This window comes from Phycicoccus sp. Soil803 (assembly GCF_001429685.1).
Classification (GTDB): Bacteria; Actinomycetota; Actinomycetes; order Actinomycetales; family Dermatophilaceae; genus Pedococcus.
The window spans coordinates 2,914,090-2,933,364 of record NZ_LMST01000001.1 but is presented as its reverse complement, the minus strand read 5'-3'; the positions used below and the strand labels follow the sequence as shown (position 1 = coordinate 2,933,364).

General features: G+C 71.6%; 17 protein-coding genes. 10 read left to right on the top strand and 7 right to left on the bottom strand.

The features are described 5' to 3' along the window. Positions 1-76: 76 nt before the first annotated feature. The gene (locus ASG95_RS13460; RefSeq protein WP_057377799.1) at positions 77-631 is read right to left on the bottom strand and encodes a hypothetical protein; all 555 of its coding nucleotides are present in this window, start codon (positions 629-631) and stop codon (positions 77-79) included. Positions 632-921: 290 nt separating this feature from the next. Between ASG95_RS13460 and leuS the strand changes: the two genes are divergently transcribed. The 5 genes from leuS (at position 922) to ASG95_RS13435 (ending at position 9,032) form a co-directional block, all read left to right on the top strand. Then, positions 922-3,819 carry a leucine--tRNA ligase gene (gene leuS / locus ASG95_RS13455; RefSeq protein WP_057377798.1) on the top strand — a complete coding sequence of 966 codons (2,898 nt, stop codon included), beginning with the start codon at positions 922-924 and terminating at the stop codon, positions 3,817-3,819. Positions 3,820-3,988: 169 nt separating this feature from the next. Continuing rightward, positions 3,989-4,852, top strand: a complete 864-nt coding sequence (locus ASG95_RS13450; RefSeq protein ID WP_056922681.1) for a DegV family protein — start codon at positions 3,989-3,991, stop codon at positions 4,850-4,852. After that, complete coding sequence (plsY, locus tag ASG95_RS13445; protein ID WP_057377797.1) at positions 4,849-5,484, top strand: glycerol-3-phosphate 1-O-acyltransferase PlsY; 636 nt, start codon at positions 4,849-4,851, stop codon at positions 5,482-5,484. Before ASG95_RS13450 ends, plsY begins: the two co-directional genes overlap by 4 nt. Positions 5,485-5,559: 75 nt before the next feature. Beyond that, entirely contained in the window at positions 5,560-6,681 is a 1,122-nt protein-coding gene (locus ASG95_RS21820) for a ComEA family DNA-binding protein (RefSeq protein ID WP_200961916.1), read from the top strand. After that, the gene (locus ASG95_RS13435) at positions 6,678-9,032 is read left to right on the top strand and encodes a ComEC/Rec2 family competence protein (RefSeq protein ID WP_057377796.1); all 2,355 of its coding nucleotides are present in this window, start codon (positions 6,678-6,680) and stop codon (positions 9,030-9,032) included. Before ASG95_RS21820 ends, ASG95_RS13435 begins: the two co-directional genes overlap by 4 nt. Positions 9,033-9,048: 16 nt before the next feature. On the opposite strand, the gene ASG95_RS13430 is transcribed toward ASG95_RS13435, so the two are convergent. Then, a complete protein-coding gene (locus ASG95_RS13430; protein WP_057377795.1) occupies positions 9,049-9,978 on the bottom strand; it encodes a LysR family transcriptional regulator in 930 nt (309 codons plus the stop codon). 138 nt (positions 9,979-10,116) lie between these two features. Between ASG95_RS13430 and ASG95_RS21395 the strand changes: the two genes are divergently transcribed. Together ASG95_RS21395 and ASG95_RS21390 are read left to right on the top strand one after the other, a co-directional pair. Further along, positions 10,117-11,409, top strand: coding sequence for a patatin-like phospholipase family protein (locus ASG95_RS21395; protein ID WP_157582074.1), 1,293 nt, complete (start codon positions 10,117-10,119; stop codon positions 11,407-11,409). 31 nt (positions 11,410-11,440) lie between these two features. Next, a complete protein-coding gene (locus tag ASG95_RS21390; protein ID WP_057377794.1) occupies positions 11,441-12,283 on the top strand; it encodes an NAD-dependent protein deacetylase in 843 nt (280 codons plus the stop codon). Between the two features lie 25 nt (positions 12,284-12,308). On the opposite strand, the gene ASG95_RS13415 is transcribed toward ASG95_RS21390, so the two are convergent. Beyond that, on the bottom strand, positions 12,309-13,067 hold the full coding sequence (locus tag ASG95_RS13415) for a hypothetical protein (RefSeq protein WP_057377793.1): 759 nt from the start codon (positions 13,065-13,067) through the stop codon (positions 12,309-12,311). Between the two features lie 299 nt (positions 13,068-13,366). Continuing rightward, the gene (locus ASG95_RS13410; protein WP_082592615.1) at positions 13,367-14,029 is read right to left on the bottom strand and encodes a bifunctional 2-polyprenyl-6-hydroxyphenol methylase/3-demethylubiquinol 3-O-methyltransferase UbiG; all 663 of its coding nucleotides are present in this window, start codon (positions 14,027-14,029) and stop codon (positions 13,367-13,369) included. Positions 14,030-14,047: 18 nt separating this feature from the next. Between ASG95_RS13410 and ASG95_RS13405 the strand changes: the two genes are divergently transcribed. Then, positions 14,048-14,581: a GNAT family N-acetyltransferase gene (locus ASG95_RS13405; RefSeq protein WP_235543868.1), complete on the top strand. Its 534-nt coding sequence runs from the start codon at positions 14,048-14,050 to the stop codon at positions 14,579-14,581. Between the two features lie 72 nt (positions 14,582-14,653). Further along, entirely contained in the window at positions 14,654-15,067 is a 414-nt protein-coding gene (locus tag ASG95_RS13400; RefSeq protein WP_056922687.1) for a DUF4259 domain-containing protein, read from the top strand. A gap of 102 nt (positions 15,068-15,169) precedes the next feature. On the opposite strand, the gene lexA is transcribed toward ASG95_RS13400, so the two are convergent. Beyond that, positions 15,170-15,895 (bottom strand): transcriptional repressor LexA, encoded by a 726-nt coding sequence (gene lexA / locus ASG95_RS13395; protein WP_057377792.1) that lies wholly within the window; start codon positions 15,893-15,895, stop codon positions 15,170-15,172. A gap of 270 nt (positions 15,896-16,165) precedes the next feature. Here lexA and ASG95_RS13390 point away from each other — a divergent pair, with 270 nt between their 5' ends. Next, positions 16,166-16,612: a LysM peptidoglycan-binding domain-containing protein gene (locus tag ASG95_RS13390; protein WP_162259406.1), complete on the top strand. Its 447-nt coding sequence runs from the start codon at positions 16,166-16,168 to the stop codon at positions 16,610-16,612. 31 nt (positions 16,613-16,643) lie between these two features. On the opposite strand, the gene ASG95_RS13385 is transcribed toward ASG95_RS13390, so the two are convergent. Continuing rightward, positions 16,644-17,888, bottom strand: a complete 1,245-nt coding sequence (locus tag ASG95_RS13385) for a CHAP domain-containing protein (protein WP_057377790.1) — start codon at positions 17,886-17,888, stop codon at positions 16,644-16,646. Positions 17,889-18,110: 222 nt separating this feature from the next. Then, positions 18,111-19,262 carry a winged helix DNA-binding domain-containing protein gene (locus tag ASG95_RS13380; protein WP_057377789.1) on the bottom strand — a complete coding sequence of 384 codons (1,152 nt, stop codon included), beginning with the start codon at positions 19,260-19,262 and terminating at the stop codon, positions 18,111-18,113. Positions 19,263-19,275: the final 13 nt, after the last annotated feature.

Here is a 19,275-nt window from a genome sequence, read left to right as displayed (position 1 = left end):
GGGGCGGGACGCAAGGCGGTTCGCGTCCCGAGCCTGTGCCCTACCCCGCGACCCCGCCGCCCAAACCTCACCGGGGTCAGGCGCCTCCGACGTGGCGGGGCTCCCCGAGGTGACCGTCCGGGTCGTGCTCCAGGAGGAGCAGGTCGACCAACGCGGCTGCGACACCGACCAGCGCGGCACCCATCACGGCCTTGGACACCAGGCCCAGGTCGGCGTGGCTGCGGTCGAAGCCGGACGAGTAGTAGACCGTCCAGAGGAGCGCGAGGCCGCTGGCCGCCAGGAGCGCCCCCGGCGCACGGGGATGGACCTTCGAGCGGGCGATGGAGATCCCGAGGAGGACGAATCCGAAGCACACGGCAGGGGGCGAGTACAGCAGACCCTGGAGCAACACCGTGAAGCCCGCCCAGCCGACCCAGGAGCCGGTGTCGAGTCCCTCGGCCAGCAGGTAGCCGAGCACGGCGGTGCCGAGGAGCAGGAAGGTCGCCACATCGAGCAGTGCGCCGGCGAGGGGTGGGAGGGTGACCTCGCGGGCCCGCACGGACCAGTAACCGAAGAAGACCAGACCGCCCACGGCCCCCGACACCGGTGCGACGCGTCGCAGCCAGGCCGCCGGGCCACGGGTGCTGTCCATGGCCCGAACGTACGACCTCGCATCGTCCACGGCATCGTCCGATCTGCGTAGCCTGAAGAGGAGTCGCTCGGCCTCCTCGCGGGCAGTGGGCACGTGGCTGCTCCCGCGCCCGCTGCGGTAGCCTGAGCGCATGGCACGGTCGCTGCTTCTTCCCGAGCCGCGTTGACGCTTCGGACCACAGGTCCACGTCACCGCGGCCAACCCCTCCTGCGTGAGGGGTTGTTCTGTGTCGGGGGTCAGGTGGGCACCCGACACGACAGGGGAAAGCGACCAACAGACGTGAGGATGAGATGAGCGAGACGCCGCACCGCTACACCGCCGAGCTGGCCCAGCAGATCGAGCTGGCCTGGCAGGACCGCTGGCAGGAGGAGGGCACCTTCCACGCGCCCAACCCCGCCGGCCCGTGGGCCGAGCCGGAGAAGGTCGCCGGCCGCGAGAAGCTGCTCGTCCTCGACATGTTCCCCTACCCCAGCGGCGCGGGGCTGCACGTCGGCCACCCGCTGGGCTACATCGCGACCGACGTCTTCGCGCGCTACCACCGGATGACCGGCAAGAACGTCCTGCACTGCCTGGGCTACGACGCCTTCGGCCTGCCGGCCGAGCAGTATGCCGTGCAGACGGGTCAGCACCCTCGCAAGACGACCGAGGACAACATGGTCGTGATGAAGCGCCAGCTGCGCAGGCTGGGGCTGGGTCATGACGACCGGCGCTCCATCGCGACGATCGACCCCGGCTACTACAAGTGGACGCAGTGGATCTTCACCCAGATCTACGACGCGTGGTACGACCCCGAGGCCGTGCGGCCCGACGGCGGCACGGGGCGGGCCCGCCCGATCACCGAGCTGGTCGAGCAGTTCGAGTCCGGTGACCGCCCGACCCCGGGTGGTCAGCGCTGGTCCGAGCTGTCACCGGCTGAGCGGTCCGAGATCCTCGACGACTTCCGGCTGGCCTACACCTCACAGGCACCGGTCAACTGGGCCCCCGGCCTGGGCACCGTGCTGTCCAACGAGGAGGTCACCAACGACGGGCGCTCCGAGCGGGGCAACTTCCCGGTCTTCAAGACCAACCTGCGCCAGTGGATGATGCGGATCACCTCGTATGCCGACCGGCTGGCCGACGACCTCGACCGCGTCGACTGGCCGGACAAGGTCAAGGCCATGCAGCGCAACTGGATCGGGCGCAGCCAGGGCGCGCGCGTCGCCTTCCCCGTCGTGGGCCGCGATGCCTCGATCGAGGTCTTCACCACCCGACCCGACACGCTGTTCGGGGCCACCTTCATGGTGCTGGCGCCGGAGCACCCGCTGGTCGACGAGATCGTCCCGCAGGGCGAGTGGGCGGACGGCACCAACCCGGCGTGGACCGGTGGCGAGACGACGCCGGAAGCCGCCGTCGCGGCATACCGGCTGGCTGCCTCGCGCAAGAGCGAGGTGGAGCGGCAGACCGAGGGCAAGGACAAGACCGGTGTCTTCACCGGAGCCTTCGCGACGAATCCCGTGAACGGACAACAGATTCCCGTCTTCATGGCCGACTACGTGCTGATGGGCTACGGCACGGGAGCGATCATGGCGGTGCCCGGTCAGGACCACCGCGACTGGGAGTTCGCCGAGCAGTTCGGGCTGCCGATCATCCGCACCGTGCAGCCGTCAGAGGGTCACCCGGACGACGAGCCGTTCACGGGTGAGGGCCCGGCGGTCAACTCGGCCAACGACGAGGTGTCGCTCGACGGGCTGGGTGTCGCCGAGGCCAAGGCCACGATCATCGAGTGGTTGGCGGCCAAGGGATTCGGGCAGCCGACGGTGAGCTACAAGCTGCGCGACTGGCTGTTCAGCCGCCAGCGCTACTGGGGCGAGCCGTTCCCGATCGTGTTCGACGAGGACGGCGTGAGCCACGCGGTCCCCGAGTGGATGCTGCCGGTCGAGCTGCCCGACGTGCCCGACTACTCGCCCAAGACCTTCGAGCCAGAGGACGCGAGCAGCCAGCCCGAGCCGCCGCTGGGACGCGTCGAGGACTGGGTCAACGTCGAGCTGGACCTGGGTGACGGCCGGGGCGTGCGCAAGTACCGACGCGAGACCAACACGATGCCCAACTGGGCCGGGTCCTGTTGGTACTACCTGCGTTACCTGGACCCCGCGAACGACGAGGCGTTCGTCGACCCCGCGAACGAGGCCTACTGGATGGGCCCGCGATCGACTCCGGTCGCGACGGCGCCCGCGGGTGTCACCGACCCCGGTGGCGTCGACCTGTACATCGGTGGCGTCGAGCACGCGGTGCTGCACCTGCTCTACGCCCGCTTCTGGCACAAGGTGCTGTACGACCTGGGCCACGTGACGAGCGACGAGCCGTTCCGCAAGTACTTCTCGCAGGGCTACATCCAGGCGGCGGCCTACCGCGACGACCGCGGCCAGCCGGTCGAGTCGTCAGAGGTGGTCGAGGCGACCGACCCGGACAGCGGCGAGGTGACGTACACGTGGAACGGCCAGTCGGTCACCCGCGAGTACGGCAAGATCGGCAAGTCGCTGAAGAACGTCGTCAGCCCGGACGAGATGTTCGAGCAGTACGGCGCCGACACCCTGCGCGTCTACGAGATGTCGATGGGTCCGCTGGAGCTGAGCAAGCCCTGGGAGACGCGTGCCGTCGTCGGGGCGCAGCGGTTCCTGCAGCGGTTGTGGCGCAACGTCATCGACGAGGAGACCGGCGAGGTGCGGGTCGTCGACGCGCCCTTGGACGACGCGACGGCCAGGGCGCTGCACCGCACCATCGACGCGGTCTCGAAGGACTTCCCGACGCTGGGCTTCAACACCGCGATCGCGCGGCTGATCGAGCTCAACAACGCGCTGACCAAGCTCGACGCGGTGCCGCGTGAGGCCGCCGAGAAGCTGGTCGTCATGGTCGCGCCGCTGGCCCCGCACATCGCCGAGGAGCTGTGGCAGCGACTGGGCCACGACGAGTCGATCACCTTCGGGACCTTCCCGGTGGCCGACCCGGCGCTGCTGGTGGAGGACACCGTCACCTGCGTGGTGCAGATCAAGGGCAAGGTGCGCGACCGCCTGGAGGTGCCCGCCGACATCACCGAGGACGCGCTGCGCGAGCAGGTGCTGGCGCTGCCCAAGGTGGTCGCCGCCACCGAGGCAGGCATCCGCACCGTCATCGTGCGGGCGCCCAAGCTGGTCAACGTCGTCCCCGCCTGACCTTCGCCCCACCTGCCCCAGCTTTATCGGGTCTAGGGACAAGGTTGACCTTCACCCCGGAACGGTTCCGGGGTGAAGGTCAACGTTCCGGGGTGAAGCCGACGTGAGGCCGGCCCTTGTGGCGAGGTGTGCGCCCGCGGTATGCCGCCGGCACCGATAGCCTGCGCAGGTGAGCGTCGCGATCGTCACTGACTCCACGGCATACCTGCCGGACTCGGTCGTCGACGCGCACTCGATCCAGGTCGTGCCGCTGCACGTCATCGTCGGCGGCACGGAGTTCAGCGAGGGCGTGGACATCACCACCGCGGAGGTCGCGGCGGCGCTGCGCTCCTTCAAGCCGGTGTCGACCTCGCGACCGTCGCCGCAGTCCTTCCTCGACGCCTACGAGAAGGCGGCGGCCGGAGGAGCGGAGGGCATCGTGTCGGTGCACATCTCCGCCGACATGTCCTCGACCGTCGAGTCCGCCCACCTCGCCGCGCAGCAGTCGCCCGTGCCGGTCACGGTCGTCGACTCCCGCTCCCTGGGCATGGCCATGGGGTATGCCGTGATGTCGGCCGCCCAGCTGGCCGAGCAGGGTGGGTCGTTGGAGGACGTTGCAGCACAGGCGCGTTCGCGCGCGGAGGCCTCGACCGTCGTGTTCTACGTCGACACGCTCGAGCACCTGCGCAGAGGTGGTCGAATCGGCTCCGCCTCAGCCTTCCTCGGGTCCGCCCTGGCTATCAAGCCCATCCTCGGACTCGTCGACGGGCACATCCGCCCGCTGGAGAAGGTGCGCACGTCGTCGCGCGCCCTGGCCCGGCTCGAGGAGCTCGCGGTGTCGGCCGTCGAGAAGTCCGAAACCGGAGTCGACATCGCGGTCCACCACCTCGACTCGCAGTCCCGGGCCGACGACCTGGCCGCGCGGCTGACCGCTCGCCTCGAGGAGCTCCCGGACGACGGAGACGTGCGGGTCGTCGAGCTCGGCGCGGTGGTCGGGGCCCACGTGGGGCCGGGCACCATCGCTGTCGCGGTGTCGCCCCGGCCTGCGCCATGACCGCAGTCGCGGACGTGTCGACGGGGGAGCTGGTCGAGGCCGTGGTGGCGTCGCTGGCGGCCTTCGTCATCGGTGCGGTCAACCCCGCGACGATCCTCGCCAAGCTCCTCGGCAAGGACCTGCGACACTCCGGGTCGGGCAACCCCGGCGCCACCAACGCGGGTCGGGTGCTCGGCGCCCGCTGGGGTGTCGTCGTGGGAGTGCTCGACGTCCTCAAGGGCCTCGTCCCCGTGCTCGTGGCGCAGCAGCTGCTCGGCACGGTCACCGCCCTCTTCGTCGGGCTGGCGGTGGTGCTCGGCCACATCTGGTCACCCTTCCTGCGGGGGCAGGGCGGCAAGGGCGTGGCGACCTCGCTCGGGGCGATCCTGGCCGTCCAGCCGTGGTTCGGGCTGGGGATGGTGGTGGTCTTCGGGCTGCTCGTCTGGCGGATGCGGTGGGTGGCCGGGGCGTCGGTGTCCGCGTGCCTGTTGCTGCTCCTGCTCGGGCTGCTGACCTGGTTCCGGTGGGTGCCGTTCGGCACGCGCGAGACCGGGGCCTGGTGCGTGCTTCTCGCGCTGGTCGTCATATACCGGCACCGCCGCAACATCGAGCTGTGGATCTCGGCGCGACGCGACGCCTCGTCCACAGGCTGAGGTTCGGCGCGTAGTCGTCCACAGGTCGCTGACGGCCCGCTGTCGCGGTGCGGCTGGGCTTCCTACCGTGCCCGTATGCCGTCCCGTCGCCGACCGTCCGAGCCGTCCGCCCGCGTCCGGGCCCTGTTGGAGTCGACCGACCGACGCGCCGTTGGGCTCGACGCCGGCCGTCCGGTGGGCGAGGTGCTGCCCTGGCTGCCCGAGCGCAGCTGGGTCGAGACACCCGCGGCGGCGAGCCGGGTCCGCTCCCCGCACCCGGTGCGACGAAATCTGCTGTCCCGCGGCTCCGGAGGGGACTGGCGTTACGGGGAGGTCGCGCGCGCTGCGGTCGAGCAACCGAGAGCCGCGCACGGCGCTGACCGCTCGGGCCGCCCGGCCCAGCCGGCCCGACCGGGCCGGCACCGACGGCCCGTTCCGCCGGGGCCGCGGTTCCTGACGATCCCCACGTCGCTGCGTGGGGCCCGCCTCAGCGGACCCCGAGCCGCGGCCGCGGGTCTGCTCCTGGTGGTGCTGGTGGCCGCGGTGGCCTTCGGGGTGCGGGTCGCCTGGGCCAAGGCGGCCAGCACTCCCCAGGTCGTGCCACCCTCGGTGTCCGGATCGGCGCTCGGTGACCAGCACCCGAGCGGGAGTGTCTTCGCGTCGTCGAGCACTGCGTCGGGAGGCGGCGGACCTCCTGCCGTCGGGACCGTGACCGTGCACGTCGTCGGACAGGTGAAGCGACCGGGGGTGTTCACGATGCCTGTCGGGTCGCGGGTCGCCGACGTCGTGGCCAAGGCCGGCGTGGGCAAGGGAGCCGACCTGGCCGCCATCAACCTCGCTCGCCCGCTGGTCGACGGAGAGCAGATCCACGTGCCCAAGCCCGGGGAGGTCCTCGCCGGCGCTGCAGGGGGAGGCGCTGGTGCGGGTTCCGGCCCGGCCGGGTCGGGTGCCGGTGGGGCTGGTGCCTCCGGCAGCGGGGGAGCCGGAGCCGGAGCCGGAGCCGCGGGTTCAGCCTCCGGGGTCGCCGGCCGGGTGAACCTCAACACTGCCTCGGCCGCCGAGCTCGAGGAGCTGCCCGGGGTCGGGCCCGTGCTGGCGCAACGGATCATCGACTGGCGCACCGAGCACGGCCGGTTCGCCTCGGTCGACGAGCTGGGCGAGGTCAGCGGCATCGGGGAGAAGATCTTCGCCGCGCTGCAGCCCAAGGTGACGGTGTGACCCGGCGTCCGGCAGCCGGTGCCGCCGAGGACCTCACGCGTGACCTGGACCTGAGGCTGCTGGTCCCCGCGCTCGCGGCGTGGGCGGTCAGCGCCGGCACTCTCGCCCTGCACCCCGCCGGCCTGGTGGGACTCGCCGCCGCGTGCCTCGTCACGGCCGCGCTCGTGCTCCGATGGGCGCGGGTGTCCCTGCCGCTCGCGGCGATCGCCCTCGTCCTGGCTTCGACCGCCGGTCATGCGGCCGCGCGAGAGGCCGGGCCGGTGCGCGAGCTGGCCCGTGAGCACGCCATGGTCGAGCTCACCGGGGTGGTGACCAAGGACCCCGTGGTCGTCGGTGGCCAGCGGTTGGACGGTGCCACCGTGCGCCTGGTCCTGCGGGTCGACGAGGTGAGCGGTCGGGGGAGGCGATCCAGCGTGGCGACTCCCGTGCTCGTCATGGGAGACGCCACCTGGCAACGGGTGCACTGGCACGAGCGGATCGCGGTCAAGGGCACCCTGCTCGAGTCCGAGCCGGGTGACGACGTCGTCGCGGCGTTGCGCCCCCGTGGTGAGCCGCGGTCGCTGTCCCGACCCGGTGCGGTCGCCAGGGTGGCGGAGCACCTGCGCGCGGGTCTGCGCGACGCAGCGGCACCCCTGCCGCCGGATGCCCGGGGTTTGCTCCCGGCCCTCGTGATCGGCGACACGAGCCACACCCCGCCCGACCTGACCGACGCCATGCTCGCCACCGGGATGACCCATCTGTCAGCCGTGTCGGGCAGCAACGTCGCGGTGATCCTGGCGTTCGCGCTGGGTGGGGCCTCCCTCGTCGGGGTGCGGCGTCCCTGGCGGCCCTGGGTCGCAGTGACGGCCCTCGCCGGCTTCGTCGTCCTCGCCCGCCCGGAGCCGAGCGTCGTGCGAGCCGCCGCGATGGGCGCCATCGGCCTGATCGGGCTGAGCCGCTCGCGGCGAACGGCCGGCCTGCCCGTCCTCTCCGCCGCGGTCGTCGTGCTGCTCCTGGTCGACCCGTGGCTGAGCCGGTCCTACGGCTTCGCGCTGTCCACCCTCGCCACGCTGGGTCTGCTGCTCTTCACCCGCACCTGGGGTGAGGCGATCGGTCGGCGACTGCCACGGCGGATCCGGTCGTGGGGGCCGGCGATCGCGATTCCCGTTGCGGCACAGGCGATGTGCGCCCCCGTCGTCGTGCTCCTGCAGGGCTCGGTGTCGGTCGTAGGAGTCCTGGCCAACCTGCTCGCCGCGCCACTCGTGGCACCCGCCACCATCGCCGGCGTGGCCGCGGCGGCCATGGCGCCACTCTGGCCGTTCGGCGCCCGGCTGCTCTGTTGGGTCGGGGCCCTGCCCACGCTCGGCATCGCCAAGGTGGCCCGCACCTGCGCGACCATTCCGGGCGGCACCCTGCCGTGGCCGGACGGTGCGGCCGGTGCGCTGCTGCTGACCGGGGTCACCCTTCTCCTGCTCCTCAGCGGCCGTTGGTGGGCGCACCGCGCCAGGGGCCACCCGGTGCTCGCCGCCGGCGTGATCGTCCTCGTCCTGGCCGGAGCTGCTCCCACCTCCGCCGTCACCTGGCCGCCGGAGGGCTGGCGTTTCGTGGCCTGCGACGTGGGGCAGGGCGATGCCTTGGTGCTGGCGACGACGCCGGGCCATGCCGTGCTGGTCGACGCCGGCCCCGACCCGACGACGGTCAACGCCTGCCTGCGGCGGCTGCACGTGCGAGTGCTCGACTCAGTGGTGCTCAGTCACTTCCATGCCGACCACGTCGATGGCCTGCCGGGCGCCCTGGCCGGACGCGAGGTGCGCGAGATCCTGGCCACCCCCGTCCGCGAACCTGCCTACCAGTGGTCGCAGGTGCAGGCCCTGGCCCGGTCCCGCGGCATACCCATCCGCGACGTCGTCGCCGGTGACCACCTGAGCTGGGCCGGGGTGACGGGCGACGCCTGGTGGCCCGCCCGGCGGATCGCCGCCGGCTCGGTGCCGAACAACGCGAGCGTCGTGCTGGCGGTGCACTCGGGCCCGGTCGACCTGCTTCTCCTCGGCGACGTCGAACGCGAGGCGGCCCACGCCCTTCTGCTCCAGCTGCGTCGTGACCCGGCGATGACGGCCGAGGCGGCCGGCTTCGACGTGGTCAAGGTGGCGCACCACGGCTCGGGGAACCTCGACGAGGGCCTGATGGCGGAGGTGCGCGCGCCGCTCGCGGTGGTCAGCGTGGGCAAGGACAACGACTACGGGCATCCCTCACCCAAGGCGCTGGAGGTGTTGCGCCGCAACGGGTATGCCGTCCTGCGCACCGACCAGCGCGGCGACGTGGCCGTCGTCACCGTCGGTGACGACGTCGGAGTCACGTGGCGTCGCCGCTAGGCGAGAGGTGGCTCGGTCAGGTGCTGGCGAGGACGCGGGGCTTGGCCTTCGCGGCCTCGACGAGCGCGTCGATGGTGGCCTGGACGGCCGGCACGCGCTGGAGGTCAGCGGTGGTGACGACGCTGACGGACCGTCGCGATGCGGGGTTGATCGGCAGCGTGACGACGTCGTGGTGGTGGGCGGTCCGGAGGATGAGGTCGGGGATGAGGGCGACGCCCAGGCCTTCGGCGACCAGGCCCAGCACGGCCACGTAGTCCTCGGTCTCGAACCCGACGTGGGGGGAGAAGCCGGCGTTCGCGCACATCTGCAGGAGGTGGCCCCGGCACCGCGGACACCCGGCGATCCAGTTCTCCTGCGCCAGCGCGGACAGCTCGACCATGTCCGCGGTCGCCAGCGGGTGGGAGCGGGGGAGGGCGAGGCGCACCTCGTCGTCGAGCAGCTTGTGGGTGACGAACAGGTCCATGTCCTCTTCCCCGCGACCCACGTCGGTGCCCTCGTAGGCGAACGCGACGGCCAGGTCGCACTCGCCCGCCTTGAGCGCGGCGAGCGACTCCGGGGGCTCGGCCTCGGTGAAGGTGACCTGCACGTCGGGGAAGCGCTGCTTGACCAGGGCCAGGGCTCGCGGGACGAGGGTGGCCGAGCTCGACGGGAACGCCATCAGCCGCACCCGTCCGGCGCGCAGGCCGGCGATCGCCGCGACCTCCTCCTCGGCGGCGTCCAGGGCGGACAGCACGGCGACGGCGTGCCGCGCCAGCACCTGCCCGGCCTCGGTGAGGCGGACGTTGCGACCGATCCGCTCGACGAGCACGGTGCCGGTGCGCTGCTCGAGGCGCCGGACCATCTGCGAGATCGCGGGCTGGGAGTAGCCCAGCGCGAGGGCGGCACCGGTGAAGCTGCCCTCGTCGGAGATGGCCTTCATGACACGGAGACCTGCGGCGTCGATCATGGAGGAAGCATAACTGCTCGTTATCCAGATGGTTAGTTGTTGAGTGCGTCGTGATGGATCCGGCCTCGACCCGGGCGGTCAGGCGCCCGCTCCGCCGACGGGCAGGTGTCACCCGCCTCTGCTTTCATCGGGAGCACGATGAAGCCCGAGCCGACCTCCACCACCCACGCCACCGAGGGCGACACCCTTGGCCCCGACGACCTTGCGGCTGACGACCTTGCCGCTGATGACCACGGTCACCACGCCTCGGCGACGAGTCGGCACGGGACCGCCCTGTGCCTCTCCGGTGGGGGCTACCGGGCCGCCCTGTTCCACCTCGGAGCCCTGCGACGGCTCAACGAGCTCGGCGTGCTGGCCCGGCTCGCGACCGTGAGCGGGGTCTCCGGAGGGTCGATCGTGGCCAACCTCCTGGCCGACCCCAGGCTCGAGTTCCCCCTGGGCGGCGGGGTCGTGGGTGGGTTCGAGGACTTCGTCGCCGAGCCGCTGGCCAGGCTGACCTCGCGCAACATCCGCACGCCGGCCCTGCTGGCCAAGGTCAAGCCGTGGAACTGGACGGCCCGCGACGCCGCCATCCGGGCGCTGGCCGATGAGCTGGCCGACGCAGTGACCTGGTGGTCGACGCCGTTGCGCGACAACGCCGGCGCGGGTCCGGCGGTGGTCACCTGCGCGACCGAGATCGGCTACGGCGTCGACTGGGTCTTCGAGGACGCGACCGCCCACCGTCCCCACGGGCGGGTCGGCGACTACCGCCTCGGGTATGCCGCGCCGCCGGCCGACCTGCGGCTGGCCGACGTCGTGGCGGCGTCCTGCGCCTTCCCCCCGTTCTTCGCCCCGATGGTCCTCGACGGGGTGGCCATGCACCTCACCGGCGGGAAGAAGGGCCTCGAGTCCGACGACGAGCGCGCCGCGATCCTGCGCCGCGTCCGGCTCACCGACGGCGGCGTCTACGACAACCTGGGCCTCGAGCCGGTCTGGAAGCGCCACGCCACCGTCCTGGTCAGCGACGGGGGTGGGGTGTTCCGAGCCCGCACCGAACGCACGGTCGTCGGCCGCACGCTGCGCATCCTCGGGATCGCCACCAACGGCGGCCAGTCGGTCCGCAGCCGCTGGCTCCACGCCGGCTACGCCCGCGGCGCCCTGCACGGCACGTCGTGGGCGCTCGACACCGTCGTCGACGGGTCCTATCCGCGCGGGACGACCGAGCTGGTCAACGCGGTCCGCACCGACCTCGACGTCTTCAGCAGCCAGGAGCAACACGTCCTGGAGCGCCACGGCTACCTCATCGCCGACGCCCAGGTCAGGGCACACTGCCCCGAGCTGGTCACCGAGGACGCCCCGGCGGCCCCACCCCACGACGACGTCGCCGACCCCGCGGTGGCGTCGGCCGCGCTCGTCGACTCGGCCAAGCGCCGGCTGCTCGGTCGGTCCTGACCTCCGCGACAGCTCGACGTACCCTTTCCCCGTGACCACGACCGCCGCCGCGAGCACCCAGCTGGACGCCGTCGCGGCGCTCCTCGAGCGCGGCGACGTGCTCGTCCTCACCGGTGCGGGCATCTCTACCGACTCGGGCATCCCCGACTACCGGGGCCCGGACGGCACCCGTCGGGTCACGCCCATGCAGTACGCCGAGTTCCTCGGGTCGTCGCAGGCGCGCCAGCGCTACTGGGCCCGCAGCTACGTCGGGTGGCAGCGGTTCAACCTGGCCAAACCGAACTCCGGGCACGAGGCGGTGGCCCGCCTCCAGCGCTGCGGGCTGGTCGGACCCGTCATCACCCAGAACGTCGACGGCCTCCACCAGCAGGCCGGTGCCATCGACGTCGAGGAGCTGCACGGCTCCCTCGCCCGGGTGGTCTGCCTGACCTGCGGCGACCGCTCTTCTCGGTGGGACCTCGACGACCGGATGCGCGAAGCCAACCCGACCTTCACCGTGACCAGCGACGAGATCAGGCCGGACGGCGACATCGTCCTCAACGAGCTCGATGTCGACGCGTTCCGCACGCCGCTGTGCCTCGTCTGCGGTCACGACACCCTCAAGCCCGATGTCGTGTTCTTCGGGGAGTCGGTGCCGAAACCGTTGGTGGAGAAGTGTTTCCGGCTCACCGAGGAGGCCCGTGCCCTCGTCGTGCTGGGATCGAGCCTCAAGGTCATGAGCGGCTACCGCTTCGTCCGCCGAGCCGCTGCGCTCGACATCCCCGTCGCGATCATCACCCGCGGGCCCACGAGGGGTGACGAGCAGGCCTCGGTGCAGGTCGACGCGCCCCTTGGCCCGACCCTCGCCGCCCTGCTCGACCGCGTGGCCGCCTAGCCTGGGCGACCGTCCCAGGCCCGGCTCAGCCCAGGCCCATGGCCTTGGCCACCGCCGGCCAGATCGCCGCCGCCCACTCCCGGTGCCCGAGCACGGAGGGGTGACCGAGGTCGTTGCCCAGCTCCTCCAGCCGTTCGGCGTGGTGGCGGGCCAGGGCGCCGCCGTCGGTGTGGCACTGGGGAATCCCCGCACAGGCCCGGCCGAGCTCCGCCTCGTACGCCTCCATGATCGACGTCAGCCGCTTCACCTCAGCAGTGTTGATCTTCTTGTTGGCCGAGAACATCGCGCACGGCTCGTGCCCCACGAGGTCCACCGGCGTGGTGGGGAGGGTGGCCATCGCCTTGGCGTAGTCGGCTGGGCGACCGGCTCCGGTCGCCAGCACGACCGTCACCTTGGGGGAGGCCTCGACGATGGACTGGACGGCAGACCTGACCTGCGTCCGGAACTCCGGGAGGTGTGCGGGATCGGTTCCGTCGCACCGGATGTCGTTGTCCATGATCATGATGAGCGCCAGCGAAGGTGTCGGGACGATGGCCAGCGCGGCTGGCACCTGGAACTCCAGCCCGTCGGCCTTCTCCCCGTTGCGCGATACGTTGGCCACCAGGCCCTGCGTCTTGGGACGGACCGCGACCAGCCTCTCGTAGACGCTGTTGACCTCGGGGTTGCTGCCCGTGGCCCACGAGTTGTCGACGACGTTCTCACCGGGGTGTTCGGGATCGGACTGGAAGCCGGTCATTCCCGAGTGGCCCAGGGCGATGACCCCCTCGGGGTGGTCCGCGTCCACGCCGGAAGGGGCGCCGGTCGCCAAGGTGGTGGCCGTCGTCCCCGAGTGATCGACACTCGCCCCGGTCGGAGTAGCCCCACCGCTGCACGAGCAGAGCGCGAGGGCTGCCGCCACCGCCGCCGCTGAGGATGACGATCGCAGGTGCATGGATCCCTCCTCGAGGACGACCCTGCGTTCCACGGTAGGGCCGTGGCTCGCGGCAGCCCTCCCGCACCTGGCGTAGATCCGCGCCTCGTGACCTCGTGACCGCGGGACCGCGGGACCGCGTGACCTCCCAGCCGCTGACCGGTAGGCGACGGTCAGGTCGGCCGTCGGGCGACCAGAACCACGTCGATCGCGTCGCCGTGCTCGGTCGGGCGCAGGTACTCCTCGCAGCGCTCGATGGCCAGGTCGCCCGCGGCCGCGCGCAGCTGCTCGGGGGAGTGCAGGAGTGCGGGGTCGGACGGGCCACCGACGCCCTCCGTGAGGTTGCGCAGGCCGTGCCCGACCACGACCAGCGCACCACCGGGCGCCAGCCAGCTGCGGGTGCGCGACACGACGTCGGACGGCAGGTGCAGGTAGGAGACCAGCACCAGGTCGTAGAGGACCTGCGGCGCGGGGTGCCACGACCGGGCGTCCGCGACGACCCAGTCGATCCGGTGGCCCAGGCGCGACGCCTCCTTCTCGCCCTTCGTCAGCCCGACCGAGGAAAAGTCGACAGCCGTCACCCGCCAGCCGAGCGAGGCGAGCCACACGGAGTGGCGACCCTCGCCGGCCCCGAGGTCGAGCGCCCGGCCCGGCGGCCACCCACCCACGATCCGCTCGACCTCGGCGTTGGGGGTCGCGCTCCAGACGTGCTCGTGCGCGGCATACCGCTCGTCCCACAGCGCTTGACGGGTCGTGGGGGTGCCGCGGTCGGGGTCGGGCAGGTCCCCTCCACCGGTCGCGCCGTGCCTGTCGGAGTGCTGGTGCCCGTCGCTCATCCCCCTAGCATCGCCGATATGAGCAGCATCGTCCCCGCGGGAGACCCGACGATCGTGGTCCGCGACGCCACCCCTGCCGACCTGCCGGCGATGGCGGCCGTCTACGACGACCAGGTGCGCACCTCGCTGGCGACCTTCGACACCGAGCCGCGCGGCGCGGCATACCTGGGCGAGAAGCTCGTCGCCGCCGACGAGGGCAACGTGGTCCTGGTCGCCTGCACGGCGCAGGACGAGCTCCTCGGCTACGCCTTCTCCGGACCCTTCCGCCCGCGCCCCGCCTACGCGGGCACCAAGGAGGTCTCGGTCTACCTCGCCGAGACCGCACGCGGTCGGGGCCTCGGCCGCACCCTGTATGCCGCGTTGCTGGCGCGGCTCGACGCCGCACCGGGCGTGCACACCCAGGTGGCCGTGGTCGCCCTCCCCAACGACGCGAGCGTGGCGTTGCACCTGGCGGCCGGCTTCGAACGGGTGGGGGTCCTGCGGGAGGTGGGGCACAAGTTCGGTCGTTACGTCGACACCGCGTGGTACCAACGGATGAGCCCGACGGATTAGGGCTGGCGTGTCGCGCCCGCGCGCGGCACTCTCGGAAGCGAACCCGTAGTTGCAGGCTGTGGAGGTTTCGAGATGGGCGCCATCGGAGCTGGGCCGTTCGAGAACGACGACGCACTGGACTTCCTCGACGAGCTCGAGGAGTCGGAGCAGGACGTGCGCCGCCGCAAGGTGGAGACCGCCCTCGCCCGGGTGGTCCGCGCCTCCGGCTACATCGAGGCGCCCACCATGTCGGAGGCCGTGGCGGCGGCGGCGGTGGTGGCAGCCTGCGACGACTTCGAGGCCGTGATCGGGGAGCGGAACGTGCCGCGCTGGATCGACGAGGACCCGATCGAGGTCGACGAGCGGCTCGAGGAGCTCGCGACGCAGGCCCTGCACCGCGCGCTGAAGTCCGACGACAACGAGCTCTGGGAGCTGTGGGCCGACGGGGACGGTGGCGAGCGGTTCGCGACCAAGGTCACCCACCTGCTCGACGCGCTGGGCGACTGACCGGCCCCCACACGCACAACGGCAGTTGCGTCGCCTGACCCGCAACAACAGCTGCCGGGTTGACGACGCAACTGCCGTATGGCGCGCGCCTAAGGGTCGAGGTCAGATGCGGCGCAGCACCGCGGTGACCTTGCCGAGGATGGTGGCGTGGTCTCCGTCGATGGGGTCGAACGCGGCATTGTGCGGCATCAGCCACACCTTGCCGTCTTTGCGCTTGAAGGTCTTGACCGTGGCCTCGTTGTCGAGCATCGCGGCCACGATGTCGCCGTTGTCGGCGCTGGGCTGCTGCCGCACGACGACCCAGTCGCCGTCGCAGATCGCGGCCTCGATCATCGAGTCGCCGACGACCTGGAGCAGGAAGAGCTGGCCCTCGCCCACGATCTGGCGGGGGAGCGGGAAGACGTCCTCGACGGTCTCCTCGGCCAGGATCGGCACCCCGGCGGCGATCCGACCGAGCACCGGGACGTAGGACGCCTCGGGCCGCTGGTCGTTGACCCCGGTCTCGTCGTAGGTGGCGGTCTCGTCCTCGACGCTGGCGCCGCCGCGGTAGCCGCGCATGTCAGCGGGCGAGTCGGGCGAGACGACCTCGATGGCGCGCGGCCGGTTGGGGTCGCGACGCAGGAAGCCTTTGCGCTCGAGCGTGGAGAGCTGGTGGGCCACCGAGCTGGGGGAGGTGAGCCCCACGGCCTCGCCGATCTCGCGCAGGCTCGGCGGGTAGCCACGCCGGTCGACCGAGTTGCGGATCACCTCGAGCACCCGCCGCTGCCGGACGGTGAGTCCGTCGCCGCGATCGCGGTCGGGCAGTTCCTTGACGTTGTCGTCGCTCATGCCGCTTCCTCACTTGAGCAGTGCCGGGTGCTGGTGCTTGTCCACGTGCTGGTGCAGGTCAGGTGTCGTGCGCCGGGCGGGCCAGAGGTGATCTGTGACAGGTGCGCCTGCTGTTCAGGAAGCGTTGTCAGTGGCCTCTGGTGTGCTTGGGGCATGAACACAGCGTATGGCCTTCGAACGTCTGTGCCAAACATGTGTTCGACGCGTGTCTTGATTGGTTCGAACATGCGTGCTAGAAATCACCCAGGCAGTTCTTCGCACACCCGTTCGATGGACGCAACCACGAGCCCCCGGCTCACCGCCCCGATGGAGGACCAGATGAGTGCAGCAGTCGCGTGGGACGTCGCCCCCGCACCAGTGCGGGTCCCCGTTCGCCCGGCTCGCCCGCAGCTGGTCTCCCTGCCCACCGGGACGGCCGTGCCCGAGGTGCCGGCCGCGCCGCTGCGGATCACCCGGGCCGGTCGGTTGGCGCTCACCCTCACCGTCGTCGTGGCGGCGGTCGCCCTGGCGGTCGCGCTGTTCTCCGGCGGCGCCTCGGCCACCGTCATCGACCACTCCACCACGGTGGGCACGGGCCAGACGCTCTCGGAGATCGCCACGCAGCAGCTCCCGCAGTTGCCGATGGCCGAGGCCGTGGCCCAGCTCCAGATCGCGAACGACCTCACCGGTAGCGACATCCACGCGGGTCAGACGCTGCTCATCCCGCGGGTTGGCTGAGGTCGCTGACCAGTCGGTAGGTCCGACGTTGTCAGTTGGCCTTGGCCAGGTGCGTCCAGCGGATCGCCGAGGTGTCGCCGGCCTTCGCAATGGCGACCTGGTCGACGCCCACGGCCGAGGCCGTCGTGGTGGTCCGGATCGGCACCCCGGCGGTGACCTTGTAGGACGCCGTCCCCGGCAGCGCCTTGATGAGGGTGCCGTCCTTGGGGTGGAAGCGCAGATGGTTGAACTTCACGCCTGACCCGGCCTGGTCGACCGCCAGCTGGTCGACGTAGATGGGCGTCCGGTAGCCGCCGACGTTGGCCCAGGAGCTGATCGCGATCGGCGCCCCGCCGCTCATCCGGTAGGCCTCGAGCCGCTGTCCGGTCTTGATAAAGGTCCCGTCGGCGGGCACCGCGTTGAGGTGGTTCCACACCCCGCCGGTGCCGGCCTTGTCGATCGCGTTCTGGTCGACCACGACGGTCGGCTTGGTGCCGCCGAAGACCGCCCACGAGGTCACGATGACCGGAGCGCCACCGGCGATGCGGTAGGCCTCCTTGCGCTGGGCGCCCTTGATGAAGGTGCCCTCGGCCGGTCGCACCGGCAGCGTGGCCAGCGAGGTGCTGGAGACCAGGTAGGTCGGCTGGGTGCCGCCGAAGGCCGCCCAGGTGGAGACGTAGACCGGGGCCTTGCCAACGAGGCGGAAGGCCTGCGAGGTCTCGCGCACCTTGATGAAGCTGCCCGAGGGCGGGGGCTGGTAGGCCTTGTCCTTGAAGTGGATGAAGTTCGTGGGCCAGTTGCGGTCACCACGGGGCACCCGCCAGCGCGAGGAGTAGCCGCCGCCGTAGGACGAGTCGGAGATGACGATGTAGGCGGACGTCACCTCCTCCACGTAGCCGACGTGGCCGTAGCTGGGGGCGTAGGCGCTGCCGTAGCCCCACTGGGCCACCGAGCCCACGGTGGCGGTCTTGTCGACCCTGAAGCCCCGCTTGGTGGCGTTGGCCGCCCAGCTGCCGCCGTTGCCCATCGCGCTCTGCTGCGCGACGCCGTTGCGGGAGAGTCGGTAGGCCACGTAGTTGACGCAGTTGTTGCCCGAGGTGCTGACCGGGTAGCCCCAGATCGGCTTCCCGGCGTACCCGGAGAAGGCGATGCACGAGACGTTCGACGCCTTGCACTCCCGGACCATCGTCTCGGCGTGCGCCGGCGCTGCCACGGTGCCGGTGAAGGCGACTGCTGCGCTGGCGGTGAGGGCGAGCGCGGCGAGGCGTGCGGCAGCGCGGCGGAGGTGACGTCGCATGACTTCCCGGGGGTAGGGGGGACCGGGCGGGGGTGCCGGATGGTGCTCGGCGCCAAGGGGCCCGGTCGGGGCCTTGGACAGGGTGCCCTACCTCGGATCGTCTTGTCCCATTTGCCCGGAGAACACCGCCGGTGTAATTCGACGGCTCGTGCTCAGGAGGGCCGGACCGCATCGGCCGAACGGGCTAGGCGGCTGGAGCGGTGGTTGTCCGACCTGGTCGGCTCAGCGGTCCGCCCTGCGCGGTCGCCGGGCCGGGTGCCCCAGCTCACCGCCCCACAGGTGCGGGGTGCCTTCGTTCTCGACGTAGGAGAGGTCGCGCCCCAGGAAGTGCGCGAGCCGCTGGGCTGCCACGCGTACCTGTGTGCGGCCGTCCTTGGTGACCCCCGGAGCCAGCCGCACCTCCACCTCGACCACGTCGGGGCGCACGGTCCGCTTCCACAGGCCGACGTTGACCGAGTCGAGCACGACCCAGGCCCAGAACGGGTCGTTGTGCTCGGCGTACGGATGGTCGGGCAGCGACGGGAAGTTCACCTGCGGATAGCTCAGCACCACCTCGTCATAGGTGGGGAAGAGGTATGCCGCGGGGGCGGCCGGGCTGCGCCGGCGCACCTGGGTGGGATCGAACCAGTGCGGGAGACCGTCGACCTCGACCTCCTCCAGGTCGTCGCCGATCTCGGCCAGCGCCGCCTTGGTGTCGCTGATGGTCAGGGTCGCCCAGCGGGTGAAGTCCTTGATGGTGGTCGGGCCGTGCCCGGCGACGTAGCGCCGGACCAGCTCGACCATGGCCTCCTCACGGGTGCGCGGGGGAGTGGGCGGCACGACCTCGTCGACGAGGGCGTAGGAGTGGTGCACGCCCTTCATCGGCCCCGAGCAGATCAGGCCCTGCAGCTCGGCGACGAGCAGCAGGTGGCCGAGCTGCTCGCCCGGCTTGATGGGCGACCGACGGTTGGTGAACTCGTCGTTGAGCTCGGGGCGGGTGCGAAAGATCTTGTCCTGCAACAGCTTGCACAGCAGGTCGAGGCCGTCGGAGATGCGCCGCGGGTCGTCGAGCCCGAGCTGTCGGTGCCGCGCGGCCATGCTCGACAGCACTCTCGGCGAGGTCAGCTCGAGGATCCACCGCAGGTCCTCGGGCGCGACGAAGTGCCACGTCGGCCGCAGGATGTGCGTGCGCAGGAAGGCGCCGGAGTCGAACTCACGCTGCACCGCGGCATACGTGCCCTTGCGCGAGCGCAGGCCGAGCGAGAAGAAGGCGTGGTCGCGCTCCTGGCTCTGGACGCAGGTGAGCAGCCGCACGACGTCGGCCGCCTTGGCGGCGGGCGCCGACGACAGCCGCTGCGTGGCGAGGCGCTGGGCGAGGACGCGGGAGGAGTCCATGGCGCCATCCTCT